The sequence below is a fragment of the Halogeometricum limi genome, assembly GCF_900115785.1.
Classification (GTDB): Archaea; Halobacteriota; Halobacteria; order Halobacteriales; family Haloferacaceae; genus Halogeometricum; species Halogeometricum limi.
This window is the reverse complement of sequence record NZ_FOYS01000001.1, coordinates 878,630-899,930: the sequence shown is the minus strand read 5'-3', so window position 1 is coordinate 899,930 and position 21,301 is coordinate 878,630. Positions and strand designations below refer to the sequence as shown.

General features: G+C 69.5%; 22 protein-coding genes. 4 read left to right on the top strand and 18 right to left on the bottom strand.

What is annotated here, in order from left to right:
• Positions 1–13: 13 nt before the first annotated feature.
• Positions 14–1,741, bottom strand: a complete 1,728-nt coding sequence (locus BM282_RS04675) for a radical SAM protein (protein WP_089877198.1) — start codon at positions 1,739–1,741, stop codon at positions 14–16.
• A 73-nt stretch (positions 1,742–1,814) separates the two neighbouring features.
• Positions 1,815–2,663, bottom strand: coding sequence for a DUF429 domain-containing protein (locus tag BM282_RS04670; protein ID WP_089877196.1), 849 nt, complete (start codon positions 2,661–2,663; stop codon positions 1,815–1,817).
• 166 nt (positions 2,664–2,829) lie between these two features.
• Between BM282_RS04670 and BM282_RS04665 the strand changes: the two genes are divergently transcribed.
• From BM282_RS04665 to BM282_RS04660, 3 genes are all read left to right on the top strand, one after another.
• Entirely contained in the window at positions 2,830–3,420 is a 591-nt protein-coding gene (locus BM282_RS04665; RefSeq protein WP_089877195.1) for a GNAT family N-acetyltransferase, read from the top strand.
• 81 nt (positions 3,421–3,501) lie between these two features.
• Positions 3,502–3,660, top strand: a complete 159-nt coding sequence (locus BM282_RS18410) for a DUF7559 family protein (RefSeq protein WP_175501358.1) — start codon at positions 3,502–3,504, stop codon at positions 3,658–3,660.
• Positions 3,657–4,244 carry an Hsp20/alpha crystallin family protein gene (locus BM282_RS04660; RefSeq protein WP_089877193.1) on the top strand — a complete coding sequence of 196 codons (588 nt, stop codon included), beginning with the start codon at positions 3,657–3,659 and terminating at the stop codon, positions 4,242–4,244. Before BM282_RS18410 ends, BM282_RS04660 begins: the two co-directional genes overlap by 4 nt.
• A 1-nt stretch (position 4,245) precedes the next feature.
• Here BM282_RS04660 and BM282_RS04655 read toward each other — a convergent pair whose 3' ends face one another.
• From BM282_RS04655 to BM282_RS04615, 8 genes are all read right to left on the bottom strand, one after another.
• Positions 4,246–5,442 carry an NAD(P)/FAD-dependent oxidoreductase gene (locus tag BM282_RS04655; RefSeq protein WP_089877191.1) on the bottom strand — a complete coding sequence of 399 codons (1,197 nt, stop codon included), beginning with the start codon at positions 5,440–5,442 and terminating at the stop codon, positions 4,246–4,248.
• The gene (locus BM282_RS04650) at positions 5,439–6,218 is read right to left on the bottom strand and encodes a creatininase family protein (RefSeq protein ID WP_089877189.1); all 780 of its coding nucleotides are present in this window, start codon (positions 6,216–6,218) and stop codon (positions 5,439–5,441) included. Before BM282_RS04650 ends, BM282_RS04655 begins: the two co-directional genes overlap by 4 nt.
• A 97-nt stretch (positions 6,219–6,315) precedes the next feature.
• A complete protein-coding gene (locus BM282_RS04645) occupies positions 6,316–7,098 on the bottom strand; it encodes a DUF7388 family protein (RefSeq protein WP_089877187.1) in 783 nt (260 codons plus the stop codon).
• A gap of 214 nt (positions 7,099–7,312) precedes the next feature.
• On the bottom strand, positions 7,313–7,912 hold the full coding sequence (locus tag BM282_RS04640; protein WP_089877186.1) for an NUDIX hydrolase: 600 nt from the start codon (positions 7,910–7,912) through the stop codon (positions 7,313–7,315).
• Between the two features lie 294 nt (positions 7,913–8,206).
• A complete protein-coding gene (locus BM282_RS04635; protein ID WP_175501357.1) occupies positions 8,207–8,647 on the bottom strand; it encodes a DoxX family protein in 441 nt (146 codons plus the stop codon).
• Between the two features lie 748 nt (positions 8,648–9,395).
• The gene (locus BM282_RS04625; RefSeq protein ID WP_089877180.1) at positions 9,396–9,890 is read right to left on the bottom strand and encodes a DUF7109 family protein; all 495 of its coding nucleotides are present in this window, start codon (positions 9,888–9,890) and stop codon (positions 9,396–9,398) included.
• On the bottom strand, positions 9,887–10,984 hold the full coding sequence (locus tag BM282_RS04620; protein ID WP_089877179.1) for a glycosyl transferase family 2: 1,098 nt from the start codon (positions 10,982–10,984) through the stop codon (positions 9,887–9,889). The genes BM282_RS04625 and BM282_RS04620 overlap by 4 nt, the downstream gene beginning before the upstream one ends.
• Positions 10,985–11,040: 56 nt before the next feature.
• The gene (locus BM282_RS04615) at positions 11,041–12,237 is read right to left on the bottom strand and encodes an MFS transporter (RefSeq protein WP_089877177.1); all 1,197 of its coding nucleotides are present in this window, start codon (positions 12,235–12,237) and stop codon (positions 11,041–11,043) included.
• Between the two features lie 190 nt (positions 12,238–12,427).
• Between BM282_RS04615 and BM282_RS18405 the strand changes: the two genes are divergently transcribed.
• Positions 12,428–12,598: an HVO_0758 family zinc finger protein gene (locus BM282_RS18405; RefSeq protein ID WP_175501356.1), complete on the top strand. Its 171-nt coding sequence runs from the start codon at positions 12,428–12,430 to the stop codon at positions 12,596–12,598.
• A 52-nt stretch (positions 12,599–12,650) separates the two neighbouring features.
• Here the strand turns inward: BM282_RS18405 and BM282_RS04610 are convergent, their stop codons facing one another.
• The 8 genes from BM282_RS04610 to BM282_RS04575 all read right to left on the bottom strand — a co-directional run bounded on the left by BM282_RS04610 (position 12,651) and on the right by BM282_RS04575 (position 21,274).
• A complete protein-coding gene (locus BM282_RS04610) occupies positions 12,651–13,745 on the bottom strand; it encodes an aldo/keto reductase (protein WP_089877176.1) in 1,095 nt (364 codons plus the stop codon).
• Between the two features lie 78 nt (positions 13,746–13,823).
• A complete protein-coding gene (locus BM282_RS04605; protein ID WP_089877174.1) occupies positions 13,824–15,017 on the bottom strand; it encodes a DHH family phosphoesterase in 1,194 nt (397 codons plus the stop codon).
• 82 nt (positions 15,018–15,099) lie between these two features.
• Positions 15,100–16,002: an SDR family oxidoreductase gene (locus BM282_RS04600; RefSeq protein ID WP_089877173.1), complete on the bottom strand. Its 903-nt coding sequence runs from the start codon at positions 16,000–16,002 to the stop codon at positions 15,100–15,102.
• 6 nt (positions 16,003–16,008) lie between these two features.
• Positions 16,009–16,440 (bottom strand): DUF5791 family protein, encoded by a 432-nt coding sequence (locus tag BM282_RS04595; RefSeq protein WP_089877397.1) that lies wholly within the window; start codon positions 16,438–16,440, stop codon positions 16,009–16,011.
• A 50-nt stretch (positions 16,441–16,490) separates the two neighbouring features.
• On the bottom strand, positions 16,491–19,502 hold the full coding sequence (locus tag BM282_RS04590) for a DUF7286 family protein (RefSeq protein WP_089877171.1): 3,012 nt from the start codon (positions 19,500–19,502) through the stop codon (positions 16,491–16,493).
• A complete protein-coding gene (locus BM282_RS04585; RefSeq protein ID WP_245758295.1) occupies positions 19,502–20,374 on the bottom strand; it encodes a DUF7284 family protein in 873 nt (290 codons plus the stop codon). The genes BM282_RS04590 and BM282_RS04585 overlap by 1 nt, the downstream gene beginning before the upstream one ends.
• Positions 20,371–20,817: a DUF7285 family protein gene (locus BM282_RS04580; RefSeq protein WP_089877167.1), complete on the bottom strand. Its 447-nt coding sequence runs from the start codon at positions 20,815–20,817 to the stop codon at positions 20,371–20,373. Before BM282_RS04580 ends, BM282_RS04585 begins: the two co-directional genes overlap by 4 nt.
• Complete coding sequence (locus BM282_RS04575) at positions 20,795–21,274, bottom strand: DUF7283 family protein (RefSeq protein WP_089877166.1); 480 nt, start codon at positions 21,272–21,274, stop codon at positions 20,795–20,797. The genes BM282_RS04580 and BM282_RS04575 overlap by 23 nt, the downstream gene beginning before the upstream one ends.
• Positions 21,275–21,301 lie beyond the last annotated feature (27 nt).

Genomic DNA, 21,301 nt, shown 5'->3' with positions numbered 1-21,301 from the left:
TCGCGCGACCTGTTCACTCCGCCCGCGGTTCCACGGGGTAGCTTCCGGTGAACTTCGAGAGGTCCACGTCCGCGACGGACACCTCGTCGGCGGAGGCGTACGGGCGGTTGACGACGATGTCGCCCGCGGTGCGCTTGCCGATGCCCGGAATCGAAGTGAGTTCGTCCATACTCGCCTCGTTCGGGTCGAGTGGGTGCGGGACGCCGGTGACGGAGCGATAGCCGTGGTCGACGATTGCCACGTCGATGGTCCGGCCGAGTTCGCGTTCGCCGGGGATACCGACGAGGAGCGGATACGTCCCCAACTGCCGTCCGAACGTCCTGCCGTCCTGGTGGTACTCCAGATGGACGTTCGGGAGGACGGTTCCGGCGGGGGCGACGCGGCGGAGCATCGGCCGGTCTATCTCCTCTCTGACTTCCTTCTTGTACTGCTGGAACAGTTTCTTGTGGTCCTTCGCGATGTTCGCGCCCTCGTCGGCCATCTCCGTCCCCTCGAACGCCATCACCTGCCGGATGTTGATTCGGCGGACCATCAGACCGGCGTCGTAGACGCGTTGGAGGAAGCGCTTGTTGTGCGCGAACGTCTCCTCGCGTTCCCCTTTCAGGCCGTGTAGGAGGTTGATTCCGGGCAGGAGTTTCGGGAGCCGATTCGCCGCGTCGGGGCCGTGCGTCGGCGCGTCGGCGGGCGACTCGCCGGGACGCCATCCGGCCTCCTCGTTCACTATCTTGACCGCCTCGAAACACTCGTCCGCGGTAACGTTGAGCGTGTTCGCCTCCTGTACGACGGGGTCGGCGGATTCGAGGCCGAACGCGGCGGTGTCGCCCGGCGTGTTGTGTTCGGCGATGATGCGGATGCACTCGCGGGATTTCTCCGGCCAGTTCACCACCGTGATGGGGTTCATGTTGTCGAGGTGAAGCGTTTCCAACTCCGGAGCCACCTCGCGGATGCCGCCGTAGAGTTTCCGGAGGGCGTCGGGGTTCGGCGCCTCGCCGTCGCCGCCGAACGCGAGGATGTCCGCCTGTCGGCCGAGACGGAAGTGCTTGGCACCTCTGTCGGCGAGGTTGCCGACTTCGCGGACGACGGATTCGGGCGTCCGGAACGCCGGGTTGCCGTACATCGGTTCGGTGCAGAACGAGCATCGGTACGCACACCCGCGAGACGTCTCCATCTCGCAGATGAGGTAGTCGGGGTGGTTGGGGTGCTGTTCGACGACGAACGCCCCCTTGGCGGCCCAGCGGTCCAACTCGTCGTTGTCGCGGTAGCGGTTGTCGAACCCTTCCAGTCCGTTCTGTACGAGGTCGTACGCGGCCGCCTCTACGTCGGCCATCGCGAGGAAGTCGTAGTCGAGGTTCTGCCGCTTCATCTCCTGTGCGCCGGCGTTCTCCTCGCCGACGCCGAAGCGGATGGGACCGCCCATGACGGAGACGCCGTCGGCGGTCCACGCGAGTTCGCGCACCTCGTCGGGTTCGGCGGGCGTCCCGCCGACGTACTTGCCGGGGACGGTCATCCCGCCGATGTACACCATCAGGTCCGCGTCGGCCACGTCGGCCCACTTCTGTCTGTCGTCGCGGAGTTCGTCGATGGTGTGGTAGGTGACGTTCTCCTCGGGGACGCCGGCGTCGACGATGGCACCGGCCGTAAAGCGCGGGTACGTCGAGATGTACGGCGGCACGCCGAAGTGCGCCGGTTCGTCGACGTAGCCGTCCACGAGCGTCACGGTGAGGTCGGCCGGGTCGGTCATGGCAGAGACGAGACGACGGACGGGTAAAACGGTGACTACCTCGGACCGCGCCGCGGCGTCGACACTCCGCCGCCTACGCGTAGATGTGTCCCTCGCGCCGCCACGTCGACCCGCCGGTGTCCGGTCGCAGTCCCGCCCCGTCTCTCGTGTGTCGCCACGTCGCCACCGCGGCGACGACGGCGTCGAGTGCGTCGCCGTCGGCGTCTGCCAGCGCCGTCTCGCGGACGGCGGAGTCGAGCGAGACGCCGTCCAGCGACGCCAGTGCGTCGAGGTTCGCTCGGCGTCGTCTCCGCCCCGTCTCGTCGTCCGTCTTGTACCGCTCTCGGTGCGCGCCCAGTCGGTCCAGCGTCGCCGCGGGGTAGGCTTCGAGCGCCCACGGTTTCTCGGGCGTCGCAGACTGCATCGGGAGGACGCGCGTCGCGTCGGCGGCGACGAGGGGGCGGAGGACGTCTCGAATACCGTAGAACGTCTGCGCTTTCACGAAGAAGTGGTAGGGCGACGTCGCGCCGACGGCGGCGTCCGTCTCCCTCGCGTAGTACGTCCGGTCTCCGTTCTCCCCGTCGGCCACCGCCCGCGCCCAGTCGGAGAACTCGCTCGGCCCGTCGAACGCGTCCGAAAACCACCGCACGAACGCCTCCCACGCTTCGACGCCCGCCGCGTCGAGGAGAAACGAGGGGAGACCGAAGGAGAAGTCGAAGCCGAACGCCGTTCGCGGACCCGCGTCCGCGACGAACGAAGCGAGCGTCGGGAGAACGTCGTCGCGGGCGGCGGACGCGTTCAGGAGGTCCGGCGCGGCGACGCACGACCGTATCGAGAGGCGGCCGCCGGCGACTCCCTCTGCGACGTATATCGAGTCGCCGGCGCGGCGCGCGCCGCTGAAGTCGACGCCGTACACCGTCTCGGGAGCGACGAACTCGGTCATCGTCGTGGGTCGGGATGCGAGCGAGATAGGCCTCCCGGTCTCTCAGTCTCACAGTCTCCCAGCCTCTCGGTCTCTTGACCGCTCAACCTCTCGCCCCGACTGCCCCGCCACAGCCAATACCGCCGTCACCGAGGGAGGTTTGTAGGCGCACCCGCCTCTCGAACGTATGAGCGACGACGACTCCGTCGACGTTCGCCCCATCGAACCGGGCGACGCAGACCCCGTCCGCGACATCTACGCGCCGTTCGTCCGCGAGACGCCCGTCACGTTCAGCACGGAAGTGCCATCGGCCGAGAAGATGCGAGAGAAGGTTCGACGCAAACTGGCGTCGGACCGGTACCCGTGGTACGTCGCGGAGTCGGAGGGTCGGGTCGTCGGCTACGCCTACGCCGGGACGCTCCGCGAACGCGACGCCTACCAGTGGGCCGTCGAGGTCTCCGTCTACGTCGACCCGTCGGCGCAACGCGGCGGTATCGGCGGCACACTGTACGACCGTCTGTTCGACACGCTCCGTGAACAGGGCTACGTCGCCGCCTACGCCGCCCTCGCGATGCCGAATCCCGACAGCGCGACGTTCCACGAGGCGATGGGCTTCGAACACGTCGGCACGTTCCCCGACGCGGGGTTCAAACTCGGCGCGTGGCACGACATCGAGTGGTACCGAAAGCGACTCCGCGACCCGCCGAACGCCCCCGAGTCACCGCGGCCCGTCTCGGCCGCCGACGCCGCGTTCGCGTCGGCGTCTGCTCGGGAGTGAACCGGCCGTCCGGACCGTGCGACCGCGGCGAGGTGGGCCGAAGCCCGCGTGTTTATCAGCGTGGCGAATCAACGTCTATGCATGCCTGCGACCCTCGAAGTCAAGTGTACTGATTCGGACTGCGAGATGGACATGTTCGAGATGCACTACACGTACGACATGCCCGACGACGTGGGCGTGGCGGACTTCGTCTGTCCGTACTGCCGAGGGACCGACTGCCTCGAAGCCATCGAACTATGAGCGGACTCAAAGAGTTCGGCGAATCCGCCGCCCGAAACGTCCTCGAACGCATCGGCCGCGGCGTGAGTCGCGTCCAAGAGCGAAAGCCCCTCCCGTCCGACCTCTTAGAGAGCGACGACGCCTATCTCGTCGTCTTCGACGCACCCGGCGTCCAGCGAAGCGACGTGCAGGTTCGCTTCTTGGACGGCGAAGTACAGGTCCGAATCGACCGCTTCCGCGACTTCCACGAGGGGTTCGAGATGCGCTTCCCCGGGCGCGGACTCTCGCTCGACGGGAGCGCGAAACTCCCCGACGACGCCGCCGTCGACGCCACCGAGGCGTCGGCGACGCTCGCCGCGAACGGGACGCTCCGCGTCGAGATTCCGAAAGACGAACGCGCCCAGAACGTCGCCGTCACCGACGAGGAAGACGACGGCGTCGAGGCGACGAGTTCCGCGACGGAGATAGACGCGATGGACGCGGGAGACGTCGACGCGGACTCCGGCGACGGGAACGACGCCGACGAAGACGGGGCCGACGCCGACCACTCCGCCGGCCTCGACGACGGCGAGTCCCCGCCGGACGACCCCGAAGAACGACAGTAGGTCACTCGACGGCCATCCCCTCGACCACCTCGAACTCCTCGGACCCGTCGAACCGTCGGGGGTCGTACGGGTCCAGATTCACGTCACCGCCGAGCATCGCGGCCGCGACCGCTTCTCCCGACGCGGGCGACCACATGAAGCCGTGACCGTGCCACCCCGTCGCCGCGTAGACGCCGTCTGCGACCGGTCCGAGGAGCGGATTTCTGTCCGGCGTCGCCGTACAGAGGCCCGCCCACGCACGCGACACGTCGGCGTCGTAGTTCGCCCGCCGCGAGAGGACGTCCGTCACGTCGTCCACGAACCACTCGTCGCCCTCGCGTCGCCAGTCGTCGGGGTCGGCCTCCACCGGTTCGGTGCCGTCGCCCGCCAGCAACCCCTCGGGGTGCGGCCGGAAGTACGCGCCCTCCGTGGCGTCGTAACAGATAGGACCGTCGTACGGTCGGTCGCTGACGAGCGCCTGCACTCGATACGGCTTCATCGCTATCGGGACGCCCGCGCCGGCCAGAATCTGCTTCGTGTGCGCGCCCGCGGCGACGAGGACGGCGTCGTAGCGTTCCGTCACCACCTCGTCGCGGACGACGCCCGGCGGGTCAGTCCGGACGCCGACTGCGTCTCCGGTGCGTATCTCCGCGCCCGCGTCGCGCGCGAGTCCCGCCAACGCGTCGACGTAGGAGGCGGGGTCGGTCCACAGTGCCCCGGCGGCGACGGCGGCCGTGCCCACGTCGTCGGTTCGGAGCGAGTCGCAGAACCGCTCTCGGAGGCCGCTTCCGTCCGTCGTCGTCACGTCGCGGCCGTGGACGCGCATCCGTGCGGCCGTCTCGGCGATTGCCTCGCCCGTCCTGTCGTCGGACTCGTGCGCGAGGAAGACGTACGGACAAGACGTCACCGAGAACTCGCGCGCGCCGTCGAACGCCCGAAATCGGGCGAGTGCGCGCGCGGCCATCCGCGCGTCGACGTCCTCGGCGTAGGCGTCGTAGAGGATGCCCGCCGCGCGGCCCGACGAGCCAGCACCGACGTCGCCGCGTTCGTACACGGTCACCGACGCGTCCGCCGTCGCGAGGTCGTACGCGGCCGTGAGACCCACCGCGCCCGCGCCGACGACGGCGACTCGGGTGCCCGCCCCGTCGGGAATCTCGAACGGCCGAGCGAAGTCGTCCGTCTCGCCGCTCTCACCCGCGCCGTCGCGCTTCCCCGTCATCGGTGCTCCGGCGGGAAGAGCGACGCGAACGACCGCTCCGCGAGCCAGTCGACGAGCGTTTCGAGGTCCGCCGTCGCCTCCGCGAACAGGCGCTGTCCGGCCTCCTTCGACGCCCGCGTCGGGTGACCCACGGCACCGCTGTCGGTGAAGTCGGCGGTGTCGTACGGGAGCGACGCGCCCGCCACGTCGACGCCCCACGAATCAGCACCCTCGTCCTCCGCTCGTTCGAGCGCGTCCTCTCGGACCAGTTCCGCGGCGACGGCGTACACCAGACTCGACTCCACCTCGTCGGCGTGTCCGATACCGTCGATTCCGAACAGGTCCTCGGTCGTCTCCGCGAGGTTCGACCACCAGTTCCACGGGACGGCGAAAGCGACTTCCTTCGCGCGGAGGCGTCTGGCGGTACGGGTCAGAGCGTCGCCGTTCCCGCCGTGACCGTTGACGAACACCACCTTCCGGACGCCGTGGGCGGCGAGGCTCTCCACCGTCTCCTCGACGTACGCCGTGAACGTCTCCGGCGATACGGAGAGCGTCCCGTGGAACTGCCGGTGGTGCGCGCTGACGCCGACCGGAACCGGCGGAAGCGTCACCACGTCGGGTCGGTCGACGGCGTCGGCGACGGCGCGCGCGGCGAGGTAGTCCGTTCCGAGGGGGAGCGCGGGGCCGTGCTGTTCTATCGCGCCGGTCGGGAGGAGCGCGACCGACGCGTCTTCCAGTCGGTCTCTCGCCGTCGTCGTCGTGTGTTCGTGTAGGTGAGGTGTGTCGCGTGTCGGCATACCCGTCGGTCGTCGGGGCGGTACTTAGCAGTCGGTGCCGCGGAAAGGGGGAGAGGTGAGAGCGGCGAGAGCGAGCGGCGAACAGGACGAGAAGCGGCTACTCCGCGAACTCGTCGACGCCGCGAGCGGGGTAGCCGACGACCACGTCGGCGCCCGCCTCTTTCAGCGACGCGACCTGTTCGCGCACGTCCGCGACGCTGCCGACGAGAGCGTAGTCGCGGACGGCTTTCCCCAGCACCTCGCGGGCGCGACCCGTCGCGCGGGCGTCGGTGGCGGCGTCCTCGGGGAGCGCCTTGGCGACGGGACGCCGACGGGCGGCGTACGCGCCGACGCCGTCCAGAATCTCGTCCTCGTCGTCGGAGAGCACCGTCGGCGCGTATATCGCTATCTCGCCGTCGTACCCCGTCGCCCGGAGGGCGCGGAGGTCACGCGCCGTCGAACGCGAGAGCAGTTCGTACTGCGTCCCGCCGACGGCGAGGGCGACGCGTTCGATACCCTCGGTGCCGACCCACGCGTCCGGCGCGCGTTCGATGGCGGCGGCGAGACGCGGCGAGACGGCGCGGCGACGCTCGGTCTCGGTGAGGTAGGCGGCGTGGCCGGCGACGAGGACGCGACGGACGCCCTCGGGCACCCACTCCCACAACTCGTCGTCGCCCGTCGGGTCGAAGCCGTCGGCGCGGACGGGCGTCGTGAGACGGACCTCCTTCGCCTCGCTCAGTTCGCGGAGGACGTCGGCGTCGGGGAGGTGTTCTCGGCCCTCGTAGTCGATGGCGACGGTGCCGAACGGCGTGTCGAGGGCCGCCCGCACGTCGCACTCTTTCGGCTTCAGGGCCACCGCGTCGAGGCCCGTCTGCGAGACGCTGCGCTCACCGGTCAACATCGGATATCACTACTCACGAGAGGGAGGCTATCGTCGTCGCGGAACGCGATCAATCGTCTGTGCGACCATGTAGCCTCCTGTTGCCCAGCGGGCGGGATAAACTCGTCGGGGGGCGGCAGGTATTGCGCTCGGGTAGCGTGCGGTCGGTGGGCATGCGCTCGGGGTGGCGTCCGGCCGGGCGGCGTGCGGTCGGGACGGCGCGTCGACGGCGGCGCTACAGAGGCAGGTCCGCGTCGGGGTCGACCACCCTGTCGGGTTCGGGCGGGGCCTCCCAGTCGGTCGTGAGTTCGAGGAGTTGCACGAGCATCCGTCCGGTCGCCCCCCAGACGGTGTAGCCGTCGACGTGGAAGAAGTGCAGGCGGTGTTGGCCGTACTTCGGGTGCATCCGCTCTTCGGACTCGTAGTTCGAGAGGTCCGTGAGGTCCGACTCCGCGAGAACGGCGATTTCGGCGACTTCGCGTTCGTCGGGGTCGTACGTCCGGTCGGGCACGCGGGCGACGAACGGGGTCACCGAGTAGTCGGTCACCGTGCCGATGTCGTCCAGTCGGCCGTAGAACTCGACCTCGTCCGCTTTCAGTCCGATCTCTTCGTCGGCCTCGCGGAGTGCGGTCGCTTGCAGGTCCGCGTCGCTCGGTTCGCGCGTCCCCCCGGGGAAACTCATCTGCCCGGGGTGTTCGCCGAGGTGGTCCGCGCGCTTCGTGAACAGGACGTGGTCCTCGCCGTCGCGGACGAGGATGGGGGCGACGACGGCCGCCTGCCGGTCCGCACCCGTCAGCGTCTCGGCGTCGTGCGACGACACCCGCGAGAGGTCCATACTGGTTCGAACTGTCGGAGGGGCTTAGGCTTAGCTCTCGCGGCGTCCGCGAACCTCGCCGCCCGCGGACGGGACCCAGGTGGCTCCGGTCCAGTCAGACGCGATTCCCCGTCGAGACTAGTACGTAACCCGAACCGAACAGCTCTTTCGAGAGTCCACAGTGCGCCATCGCTCGTCCGGACTGCGCCGAATACAGGTCGCGTATCGGCCACTGGCCGGTCGGTATTGGGGGCGACTCGGACCGAGACGGTGCGCGGTTCTCTCGTGAAGTTCGGCGTTTCGCTTTCAGAGACGTCAGCCGAGGAGATAGCGTAGTCGCGGGTGGCGTTTGACGAGACTCGTCGATTCGATAACCCCGTCGAAGCCTGCGACGCGACCGACGCCGAGTGACGCCACACCAGTGAGAGCGATGATGTAGATGACGTGGCTGTCGACGAGTAATCCGTTCTCTAACGGGAGGCTACTCGCCCAGAAGGTGAGCATCATGAACGAAGCCCAGAACGCGTTCCAGCGAACCAGCGCACCGACGATGAGCCCGACACCCGTCAACACCATTCCCCACTGAACCAACACGTCGACGAGCGGTACGTTCGCCAGCACTGGCCACAGGGCTGCGAAGGGGTTTCCGTCGGGCACCGCGTTGGTCAGATAGCCCGAGGCGGTCCAGTCGGGGTCGAGCACTTTCGTCAGCCCAGAATAGAAGAAAATCCACCCGAGGCCAATACGGAGAACCACCAGCGCAACGGTGGCTAGTCTCCCGGGTCCGGCTCCCGACTCGTCGACCAGACGAGACACGCTCGGTTTTTCACTCCCCATGGGCGACCACCCCGATGCGACCGAGCGCACGGTCCTCGACCTGCGTCACGCCGAACAATCGCTCGACAAGCCCGTCTCCAGTTGTGCGCCCGTTGGTCGAGCCACTCGTGAGTTCGACTTCGGTGCTGCCGCTGCTGTCCGTACATCCGGCGATGCCAGAAACGGCAAGTTCTGTACCGGCAGTAGTCGCTCTTCTGCGTGAGAATCGATGCTCCGAGTTCGACTGCGTCGTATCGTCCATCGTCGGCTAGTCAATGACTAGATGAAATATATAATAGCTTCTATCAAATATAATGTTTAGACTAGTCTAATTACTCGGGTTCGTCGTTTCTCCCGTCGAAATCACTCCGTGTGCACTATCGGGGGCGACGATGACTGTGGGCCACGAAGCGCCTTTGAGAACCGTATCCAGAAGCGTGACCCCGACTGCGGTACAGGAGAGAATCAGTCGTCGCGTCGAGCGCTGCCCGCGAGCCACAGGCACATCGGTCTATCGACCTACTCAGCGACTCGAAGCCGGAACGAACGAGCGGGGGTTACCGGAAAATCAAGGAGAAAGCCCCGTGCTTTAGCGCGGGGATGAATCCGACGGCGTTTCCTGTGGTCAGTACGCCACGTCTGTCGAACTCCGAGGGTGCCGCAGAGTCGCTCTCGAACCGAACCGGTGCTACTCGTCGAGTTCGCTCTCCAGACGCGACCGGACGCTGCTCACGTCCACGTCGGCGGACGCCCACAGTTCCACGTCGTACGTCACGTCGAGGAGGTGCCGGAGACGTCCCTCGTCGCCGGTCTCGACGGCCGCGTCGGCGTCCTCGCGGAGTCGAGAGAGCGTCGCCTCGGTGACCGCGCTCTCGTCCACCGTCCGGTCGTCCACGTCCAAGATGTGCGGTAGGTCCTCGGCGTTCTCCGGCAGCGACGGGAACGCGACGGGGCCCGGGACGACCAGTTCGACGTCGTCTTCGCCGTCCTCGTGCGTCGCCGTCGCGAGGTAGTAGTCCGAGACGGCACCGTCGACGGCCGCCGCCAACGCGTCGGCGTCGGCGTCGCGACCCTGTTTGAACGCGAGTTCCTCGAGCGCGCGTTCTAACTCCCGCGTCGAGAGGCCGTCGAACAGGTCGACGACGCCCGCCAAGTCGTCGTACAGCGCTTCGTCGGCGGTCACGACGACACCTCCTCGGCGTCGGCGGTGGCCGCCTCGCAGACTTCCTCGGCCGAGACGGGCGCGTCGGACCACGCCGGGAGTCTGTCGTCCGCGCCCGTCGGTTCGACGACGGCGTCGAGATAGGCGTCGACTTGCTCGCGTTCGCCCGCCCGGTCGAACTCGAAGCCGTTGAACGCCGCGTCGGCGGCGTACTGGTCGACCAGTCGGAGCGCGGTGTCGCGGTAGCGGGCGGGTAACGTCTCGAAGTCGGGCGCAACGCCGTGGTCGGTGACGGTCCGCAAGAGCGTCTCGCCGACCGACTCGCTCATGTCCGAGAGTCCGGTCGGCCCGGAGACGGCGCGGTGGTCGTGTTCGTACGCACCCAGGTCGACCTGTGCGGCCCCGTCGAATCCCGCGAAGTCGAAGGCGTCGCCGAGGACGCCGACTTCGAGGCCCCACGACCGCGGCGCGCGAATCGACCGCGCCAACTCGCTCGTCGCGGCGAACTCGCCCGCCAGCGCGTAGCGGAACGCCGAGAGATACTGCAGAATCGGGGCGGGCGTCTCGTCCGCGAGCGCCCGGACCAACGGCGTGTAGAACAGGCGGAACAGGCGGCCGTACAGCCGTCTGTCCTCGACGCGTGCGTAGTAGCCCTTCGAGAACTGGTAGCCGTTCGCGAGCGGAAAGAGCAGACGGGAGACGTACGACCGGTCGTACGTCTTCGTGTCGGCGTCGTGGACGACGACGAACTCCTCTCTCGCGGCGCACCCGAGCGCCAACCACACGTCGCGGCCCTTCCCGCTCGCACCGTTCAGTCCCTCGGCGTCGAGCACGTCGGCGACGCGCGGGCCGTCGCACCACAGCACGTCGAGCGAGAGGTCGTACTCCGAGAGCCACTCGCGAAACGGGCCGACCCGTTCGGCGGGGGCGCGGAGCGGAACGACCACCCGAGCGGGGTCGATTCGCTCCAGTTCCGAGAGGACGCTGTCGGCCGCCAGCCCCGCGTACTCGCGTTCGGTCATCGGGACGACAACCGCCGTCCGGTCCGTCGGGGCGTCCGGAACCGGGTCGGCCAAGTCGTGGAGCGTCGTCACCCGCTCCTGTACGTACTCCATCAGTCGCAGGTGAGGACTGACCGAAGAAAAGCGCGCGGGTCGCGACGCGGGAGACGTCAGTTCGGGAGTCGGCCCCGACGCTGGAGGGTGACGAGGGCGACGACGACGACGCCGAGACCGATAGAGAGGCCGGTGAAGATGGCGTCGTAGGAGAGGCCACCCGCCGGAAGACTCCCGAGCATCGGGAGGGCCTCGAACAGACCGCGGACGAGTTCGTAGGCGTCGCCACCCTCGCGCAGGAGGCCGACGGCGGACGACCCCGACGCTTGCACGACCATCATGCCCGCGGAGTAGACGGCGTACGCGCTCGCGCGGTTCTCGTCGGGGAGCGTGTCGAGGAGGTAGGTGTCGAGCGCGGGAAACAGACTGTGGATGGTGTAGCCGATGACCGCGGTGACGACGAGGAGGGGGACGAGTCCGGTCGTCCGCGTCAGGACGAGGACGCTGACGACGAACACGACGACGATGGAGAGCAGGTACGGGATGCGGGGCAGGCGGTCGACGAGTTTCCCCGAGAAGAAGAAGGCGGGGACGCCCGCGGCGAAGATGAGCGTCAGCATGTTCTTGGCCGTCGCGTCCGCGAGACCCTTCGTCTCCATGTACAGTTCGTAGAAGTTGAAGAGGCCCTGCCAGACGAAGCCGGTGAAGCCGAGGATGACGACGCCGAGGAGGATTATCTTCCACTGCGTCCGCGCCGCGCCCAACAGGTCTCTGTCGGACGACCCGGCGTCCGGGAGGTCCGTCGCCTTCGCAGTCCGGTAGAACGCCATGGTCGCGAGGAACGCGGCGACGCCGATACAGACGAAGACGACGCGCCAGTCGACGAACAGGGAGAGGACGAGCGTCGCGAACGGCGCGGCGACGACGGCGGCCAGTTGGCTCGCGGTCCCGTGGATACCCATCGCCCGCCCGACGCGTTCGGGGTAGAGTTCGCTCACGAGCGGGTTCGCCGAGACGAAGTAGACGCCGGAAGAGAGCCCCATCAACAGCGCACCCGCGCCGACCATGACGACGGAGTCGGCGGCGGCGGTGAACACGGACGCGCCCGTCAGGACGACGCCCGTCCCGAGGACGACGCGGTGGCGCGGGACGCGCGTCAGCACCCATCCGGTCGGGATTCGCGGAAGCGCGCTTCCGACCCAGACGAGCGTCGCGATGAGACCGGCCGTCCCCTCGCCGATGGAGAAGACGGTGATGAGTTCCTCCAGCAGTGGTGCGAACACGACCCGTGCGAGGTTGACGAGTAGCACCATCGAACACAGCGTTCCGAACAGCCGGCCTCGTGACACGAACGTCGCTACCGCCCGCGGGGCTTCAAGCGTTGCGGAACGTCGTCCCGGCGGGTCTTGCCGCGGGTCGTCCCGCGCGCTCGGTCCGGCGCGTGCGGCCTCTCTCCCCCGCCCCCGCGCCTATTTACGCCCCCCTCCCGATTGGCGAAGCGGGATGAAAACGACGAGGAAGGGGCTTCGCGACGGCGAGTTGGAGAAAGACACGTACGGTCGACTCTCCTGTACCGACTGCGGGGAAGCGCTCAAGAAGACGAACGACCCCGACGAGGTGTTCTCGCTTCGGACCTGTCCGGAGTGCGCGACGGAGTGGAAGGAACTCGGCTGACCGCGTCGTCGCGGACCCGACCGGACAGACACTCGTCCGGCGACCTCACCGTCTACTCGAACACGGCGTCGAAGGCGCGGGCGCCGAGCGGTTCGAACGTCCCGGCGGCGACGTTCTCCGCGACGTGTTCCGGCGACCCGGTGCCGACGAGTGCGCCCGTGACCCCCGGCGCACTCCGCGCGAAGTTGATGGCCCGTTGCGCCGCCGTGTCGCCCGACAGTTGCGCGTCCACCGTCTCCGGAATCGACGCCGCGAGCGAACCCTGTCCGAGACTCGCGCTCGCGAACACGTCGAGTCCGGCCTCCTGTGCGTACCAGAGGGCGCTCACGTCGCCGTCGCCGTCCGGGTGCGCGTGCGCCTCGACGGTGAACGCGTCCGCCATCTGCACGTTGAACGGCAGTTGGACGGCCGAGAAACCGCAGTCGTCCGCGCCCGCCGACTCGGCGGCGCGTTCGGCGCGGGCGACTACCTCGGGGAGCGAGAGATACGAGTCGTGGCCGCGCGGGACGCGGAACGCCTCCCACGTGGCGACGCCGTAGACGCCCAGTTCGCCGGCGAGTCGCTTCTCCTCCAGTAGTTCGAACGCCGCCTCCAACTGGTCGTACACGTCCTCGCGGGACCGGACGGCCAACTGCGTCTCCGGGTTGTGGACGTAGTAGCAGTCGACGGCGTCGACGCCGAGGTTCTCCAGCGACCTGTCGAACAGTTCGGCGAGGAATCCCGGCGCGAGCGAGTGACTGCCGTGCGCCAAGTCGTCGGTGCCGACCAGACCCGTCCGCACGAACTCGTCGCGGACGTACGCGCCGGGGTCGTCGGGGCGCGACCCGTCGAAGGGGACGAATCCGCCTTTCGTCGCGAGGACGACTTCCGACCGGTCGGCGTCGCTCTCGCGGAGTGCGTCGCCGACGGCGCGTTCGCTCCGCTGGCAGCGGTAGTTGACGGCCGTGTCGACGAGGTTGATTCCCGAGTCGAGCGCCGTCCGCACCGCCTCGCGGTAGTCGGCGTCCGCGTCGTCCGTCGCGTCGCCGAGGTACGTTCCGACCCCGATGCTGGAGACGACGCCCGGCCCGAACCGCCGAAAGAAGGTCCGAGCGAACGCGTCGCCGAATCGGTCACGATAGCTCCACGTGCCCGCTGTCGTCGCCATGGAGGGGGCTACGCGGCGTGCGGGTAAACGGGCACCGACTCGCGAGGAGAGTTCGGAAAAACGGAGTGCGGAGGGAACTCAGACGTCGCCCGACATCGCGTCGAACAGTCGTTCACAGAGCGTCGTCCGGGTGAGGGCGTCGCCGCCGTCGGTGAGGATGCGGCCCTCTCGTTGGGGAATCTGGCCGCCGCCCATCCGGGCGTGTCCACCCGCCGAGGCCCCGGGAACGTTGTCGAGGGCGTGTTCGAGCGTCCGTCCCATGTGGACTCTGTCGTCGCGTGACCGCCCCGAGAGAAACAGCGTTCCGTCGCGTTCGCCGCAGACGACGACGGCGGTGACGCCCTCCAACTGGATGAGTTCGTCCGCGGCCTGCGGGATGGCGTCCACGTTCGAGAGCGTCCCGATGTCGCTGACGGCGAACGGGCCGCGGACGTCGCGTCCCGCGATGGCGCGCGCCTTCAGTTCCAGCACCTCCTTGGACACCTCCGGGTTGGCGACTCTGTCGAGGATGTCCTCGTCGACGCCGGGGTAGAGGTAGCCGGCGGCCGTGAAGTCGGCCTCCGAACACCCGGCGGTCAGTCGCTTCGTGTCGGTGAGGATGCCGTAGAGCAGGCCCGTCGCAACGGTCGACGGTATCGTGTACTCCGAGCCGACTTCACTCGCGTGGCGGTCCGGGGGGACCGGTTTCGCGCCGATGTCCCGGAAGTACTCGGCGACGATGCTCGAACACGCCCCGTAGTCCGTTCGCACGTCGGTGAACTGTTCGCCCGTCCCCTCACCGGGGTGGTGGTCGACGACGGCGAACGGGAGGACGCCGTCGGCGCCCGCGAACCCCCGGGGTCTGTTGTGGTCGACGAGGACGACGTGTTCCGCGCCGAGGTCGGTGACGTGGTCGATGGCCTCCAAATCGAGGTCCAACACCGTCTCGAACGCGCGGTTCTCCTGGTGGCGTATCTGCCCGGAGTACTGTATCTTCGCGGTCGTTCCGACCTGTTCGGCGAGGCAGGCGACGCCGATTGCCGTCGCCATCGCGTCGGGGTCGGGGTTCGGATGCATCAGCACCGCGACCTCGTCCAACTCGGAGAGTCGTTCGAGAAACCGCGTCCCCATCGGGCGCTTGAACCGAAGAATCGCGTACAGGCCGCCGACCAGCGCCAGCATCCCGACGATGAGTGCCGCGACTAACTCCGGGTGCGACCCGAAGAGAGACTCGGCGCCGCCCACTACCTGTGCGGCCGCGTCGACCGCGCCGGTAGCGCCCCTCGAATCCATATCACGAACTCAAGAGCCAAACGTATGAAGATTCCCTCGTTTCGACCCTACTCGGTCGACAGTTTCCCGTCCGAGAGCGTCTCTACGCGCTCTCGCCTCGGTACGCCGCTATCGCGGCGCGGTAGCCCTCGCGGTACGTCGGGTAGGCGAACTCGTACCCCAACTCGCGGAGTCGGCCGTTCGAGCACCGTTTGCTCGTCAGGATGCGTCGTCGCGCCGCTTCCGACAGGTCGCCGTCGGACAGTCGTTCCGATTTCGTCCGCTTGGGTGGACTGTCGACGCCGCACTCCGCGGCCAACCAGTCCGCGAACGCCCACTTGTCGGCGGGTTCGTCGTCGACGGCGAGGAGGACGTCCTCGTCGCGCGCGGCGTCGTCGGTGAGGAGGAACCGAACCGCCCCCGCGGCGTCGTCGCGGTGGACCATGTTGAGGTAGCCCTCGGTGACGGGACCCGAGAGATAGCGGTCGAGCCGATACCGGTTCGGACCGTACAGCCCCGCGAACCGAGCGACCGACCCGTCGATGCCCGCGTCGGCGGCCTCCTCGACGGCGACGCGTTCGGCTTCGGCGAGGACGCGCGTCTTCTCCGTCGTCGGGTCGAGCGGCGTCTCCTCGTCCACCCAGTCGCCGCCGTGGTCGCCGTAGACGCCCGTCGAGGAGGTGTAGACGAGTCGCTCGGGCGGCGAGTCGCGTCCGCCGAACTCCTCGACGACGGTCCGTAACCCGTCGACGTAGACGCGGCGGGCGGCGTCGGCCCCGCGGCCGCCCGAACTCGCCGCGAAGACGACCCAGTCGGCGTCGGGGAGCGACGAGAGCGAGTCTGGGTCGGTCGCGTCGGCCCGGGCGGGGGTGAGACCCGCCGCTTCGACCGCCGAGAGGCCGTCGTCGGACCGCCGAACGCCGGTCACGTCGTGTCCGTCTTCGAGCAGTTGTCGCCCGAGTTCGAGGCCGACGTAGCCACAACCGATGACGAGAGCGCGCGTCATCGGTCGCTATCGGTCGTTTCGCTCGGCGATGTAGCGGTGGATGGCCGCCAGTTGCGCGAGCGTCATCGGTGACCGGCCTTCGAGCACCTGCTGAATCTCCTGCCCGGAGAGGTCCAACTCGACGTTCGAGGCGATGGTGTCGACGTCCAAGACGCCGGTGGTCATCCCCATCAGCAGGTGGTCGCGGAGTTCGAGGACGATGGCCTCTCGGTCGGGGTAGTCGTCGGAGAGTGCGAGGAGGGCGGCGGCGTCCTCGACGTTCATCTCGGGTGCGTCGCCGTCGGCGACGGTGGAGACGACGGCTTCGTCCACACCGGCGTCCGCCGCCGCCGTCTGGACGCCCACCTCGTCGACGACGGTTCGAATCTGCGTCTCGTACGCCGTTCGCAACTCGGTCGTCGACAGCGTCGCCGGGTCGTCGGCCGCGTCGTAGAGCATACCCCCACTCACCGCGCCGCGGCCAAAACGGTTTCTCGTCTCGTCGACGGTCACTCGCCCGGACACCGCCCCGTCGGCGTGTCGCACCGCGGCCCCGGCGCGGGACCCGACCACGCGGACGACGTCTCGATGGCGTCGCCGTCCACGTCGCCGACGCCGTTTCCGCCCGGCGGGACGACGGCGACGACGACGGTTCGCAACTCGAATCCGACTCGCTCGTTCGACCCGACGAGTTCGCGTTCGCCGTCGCCGTCCACGTCGAGTCTGACGACGGACCCGTCGCGAACGTACGTCGTCGGCACCGCGTCGTCACCGGTCGAGACGGCGAATCGGGCGTACGCGCCGTGCGCTTCGACGACCCAGAGGTTCGTCGTCGCTACCCAGGGGTTCAGCGTCGGCGACAAGGGGAGACCCGCGGGGACCGACCCGAGCGTCCCGTTCAACACGCGACCGGTGACCCGGTCGGCCCCGCGCGACGCCGCCTCGTCGGCGAGTTCGGTCGCGAGCGTCCGCGTTCGACTCGCCGTCTCGTTCACGGCCGCTCTCGGGACCCGAACGCTGTCGGTGGCCGCCTCCTCGCGGAGTTCGACCCGGAGCGTCGTCTCCAGGCGGTCGTGCGTCGTCGCGTCGTTCGGTGCCGCCTCGGCGGCGACGGCGGCCGCGAGCGACCCGTTCGCCGTCGCGACGGCGCGTTCTCCGTGCGAGTCCCAGCGGGCGAGTCCGGCGTCGACGGCGGCCTCGGCGGCGGTGTCGGAGCGCCCCGCCTCCGACTCGACGACGTCGACGGCCGTCAGTTCGACCGTTCGCAACGAGTTCGCGACCGCCGGCGTCAGACCATCTCGTCGGTCGCGGAGCGTCGAGTCGTTCCGGACGGCGAGCGTTCGGTTCGCCGCCATGAGTGCACGGCCGGCGGTCCTGAGCGGGACGCCTCCCGAACCGAGGACGCCGTCGACGACGGAGTCAGCGAGGTCACCGTACGGGAGGGTGAACAGGTTCGTGTTTCGCGCCGCGAGCGGCGTGTAAGAGGCGTCGTCGCTGACGCCGTCCACGGCCCGACCGTCGACGCTTGACAGCGAGAGATACGCCGGGTCGCCGTCGGGGACGAAGCCGGCGTCGTCGCTCGCGTTTCGCCGCCCGGTCTCCGCCCGGACGAGCGGTGTCGAAAGTCGCTCTCTGGTCGCCGTCGCGTTCACCCCACGGGAGTCCAGCGCAGTTTCGAGTCTGCGGTTCTGACCCGCGGTCTCCCCGGCGCGTTCGTCGAGACGGGCGAGGACCGCGTCGAGGTACGCCGACCGGGCGGCGACGCGCACGCGGTCCGAGACGCCGTCGTACCTCGCGGGTGCGTCGATCAGGTCGCGCCGCCGGTCGCGGACGACGGCCGCGAGTGCCGCCGCGGCGTTGGCGTTTCCGGTGGCGGTGTCCCGTGCCGTCACCTCGACGGAGAGGTTTCGAACCTCCTCGCGGAGCGTCTTCACGTCCTCGTACACCCACGGATAGAGTCCGTCCGGACGCTCGCCGAGGCGTCGTTCGGGCCGTCCGTCCACGCGCCCCTCGACCGCGCGCCGAGCGACGGCGTCCGCACCGCCGCGAGCGGCGAGTTCGTCGCTCGCGCGGCGGTCGACTCCCGCCAAGTTCGGCCCCGAGAGCGCACCACCTCGCTCGAACAACGGCGTCACGGAGCGACTCGGCCCGGGGAGCGAGCGAAGCGACCCGACCACGTCGACGCGGACGCGGTGGCGGTCCGTCCACGTCGCCGTCGTCGTTCGCTGCGACCGGTTGGCCCCGCGCCACGTCCGCGTGACGGTGTGTTCGACGACGACCCGTCGCGTCGCCGTCTCCAAGACGCGCGACCCCTCGGCGACGGCGGGCGAACTTTCGACCCCCGAAGTCGCTTCCGCGGACACCTCGCGGTCGGCGCGTTCGCGGACGAGCGACCACGAGGGACCGGGCGCGTCGGGCGCAGGTTTGCGCCCCGTCGCGGAGTCGGTCACGTCGGCGGCGACGGTGACGTTCGGCGTGTACGCGATGCGGAAGAGACTCCGCAGCGAGGGCGAGTCGCGGTGTTCGCGCAGGAGGGCGAGAAACGCGTCGTCGGCCGTCTCGTTCACGCCGACGGTGAGCGTCTTCGTCGGCATCGTCTCGGGCGGCGGCGACGGGTTCGCCGTCGGTGCCGCCGCGAGGAGTCGCTCTGTCGCCGGGCCGCTAGCGCCGGACGCGGAGAAGAGGTCCTCCGCGCCGGTTCGGAGCGTCGCCGCGCGGACGCCGCGGGCCGCGTCCGGGTCCGCTCGGCCGAAGGAAGCGCGCTGTGCGGCGAGGACGCCCGCGTTCGTCGACAGTGCGACGTGGCGGTTCCCGAGGACGTTCTCGATAGGTGCGTTCGCGTGTTGGGCCAGTGCCCGCGCTTCGGTGACCGCGAGGAGGCCGGCCGTCGTCCGGCGGGCCAGTCCGGGAGCGTACACCGGCGACCGGTTCAGCCGTCGCTGGTAGTCGGTCGTCCGCGCGTGGAGTGCGAGCACCGGCACCGCGACGGTGACGCGGCGCGAGACGGTCCGCTCTGCGACCACGCGTCCGTCTCTGGAGGCGACGAGCGAGACGTTGCGGACGGTGACGGAGAGCGAGCGTCCGCCGTCGACGGCAGACAGCGAGACGTTCCGCATCGCACCGGCGGCACCGACGGCGGAGAGCGGTGCGAGCGACGCGTTCGCCGTCGTCGTACTCCGCCGGTGCTCGACCGACGAGAGCGCGTCTCTGGCCGACACCGCGACCCGGAGTCGGAGGTAGTTCTCGAACGTCCGGTTCGTCCCGAGTGCGCGACCGGCGGACGTGTTTCCGGCCGTCGTCACCGGGTCTCTCGCGGCCGCGCGGGCCGCTTCGCGGACGGCCACGCGGAGTGCGGCGGTCGTCTCGGCGTCGACGCGGTCCATCGCCACGTCCGTCGACCGGTCCACGGTTCCCACGTCGGGCGCGGCGAGAGAGGCGGCGAACGTCGAACTGCCGACGAGGAGGAGGACGCCGACGAGAGCGAACGGGACGCGCGCGCGGTCGTCGTCTGCCAGTCGCATCAGCGACCCTCCGTCGCCCACGTCCGGACGACGATTCTGACCTCGGCGACCGAGACGGCGGCCGCGGCGTCCTCGGACGAGTCGTACTGCGTTCTGAGGTCGGATTCGACCCGCGGGGAGAGCGCCGCCGCGAGGCGACGGTTCGCGGTCGTCGTGTCCGCGTCCTCGACCGACTCGGACACCGAGACGCCGAGTTCCTCGCCGAGTCGGTCGTATCGGTACGCCGCGAGCGTCGAGACGGGCGCGTCGTCGCGGAGGGCGACTCGCATCCGTCCGGCGGGCGCCAGCGCCTCGACGGTTCGCGCGGCGACGGCCTCCGAGAGCGTCTCGAAGTCGTCCGTCTCGTTCGGTGAGAGGGGTTCGACGCCGACCGGAATCGACACCGTCGCGGCGTCGGTCGCGGCCGACGCCGGGGGGCGTTCACCGACGGAGACGCGGGATTCGACGGAAGCGTCGGGGTAGGGACGCCAGACGGCGTCGATTCGGAGGCCGACGGTCGAGAGTTCGGCGGTGAGCGCCCGACGAGTCGCGTTCCGCAAGCCGTCGCGGGCGTGCGTGACCGGTCTGTCGTCGAAGGCCGCCGTCCCGAGGGTCACACGAGAGAGATGCCCGGCGAGAGAGCCGTGCACCGTCCGCTCGAACTCCGGGCCGTCCGTTCGTTCGAACGCGGCACCGCGCTGGTTCGCCGCGCGCGCGCCGGGTGCGAGCGAGTAGTTCACCGTCGCCGTACTCGTCGCGAGAACGGTGGCGACGGCGTCCGCCCGACCGTCGTCGACGACGCCCGTCTGCGCGCCCACGTCGGCGGTGGTGAGACCGACGACGGCGGCACCGAGGAGGAGGAAGAACACCGCGGCGTCGACGGTCGCGTTCACGACCACACCACCACCGCGAGACGGCCGGCGTCGACGCGGCCCGGTCCGAGACGGACGCTCACGGGTCGACTCGCGCGGTCGGTCGCCCGTGCGGGGGCACGCGGACCGACGGCCCAGTCGTAGTCGTGACCGCTCGCGGTGTCGAAGGTGAGCGAGACGTTGACCGAGCGCCCGTCGGGAGCGTAGCGTCCCGCGTCCGCGGATGCCAGCCGGTCGAGTGAGACGACGCCGCCGTCGCTCACGTCGTCGACGGCGCGGTCCAGCGTCGGCGCGGCGACAGTCTGCTCCGCGACGACGGGAATCGACCCGCCGAGAACCGTCGCGTAGAGACTCAATCCCGCGCAGACGGCGAACAGGGCGACGAGCGCCGCGACGGGCGACGCCTGTCCGCGGTGTCGGGGCGGACCCGAGACGCGCGACTCACGCGTCCACGAGGACGACATCGACTCCCTCCCAAGTCGTGCGGCGAACGAGAAGCGTGCGGTCCACCTCGCGCCACGGGGCGTCGCTCCCGCGGGCCCGCGCGTCGACGACGGCCTGCTGGAACGCCGTCGGCGAGTCGAAGACAGACGAGGGATGCGCGCCGTGAATCACGTCGCGGAGACGCGAGTCGTTCGCCGGGACGGGCGTGACCGGGCCGAAGGCGAACGTCGCGTGCGCGGTTCCGGCGTCGTTCCTGACCGCGAGGCGACGCGTTCCGATGCGGACCGCAGTCGCGTCCAGCGGATGTTCCGCCGTCGATTCGAACTCCGTCGCGGCCACGCGGTCGACGGTGGCGGCCGCCGCGTCGGCGTTCGGCGGCGGGAGGGTCGGGAGGCCGGAGGCGGCGCCGACGAGGGCGACGCCCGCGAGCGAGAGCCCCAACCACGCGTACCACGAGTCCAGCGGTAAGTCGAGCATGGGCCGTCTGGCCGCGGTTCAGTATAT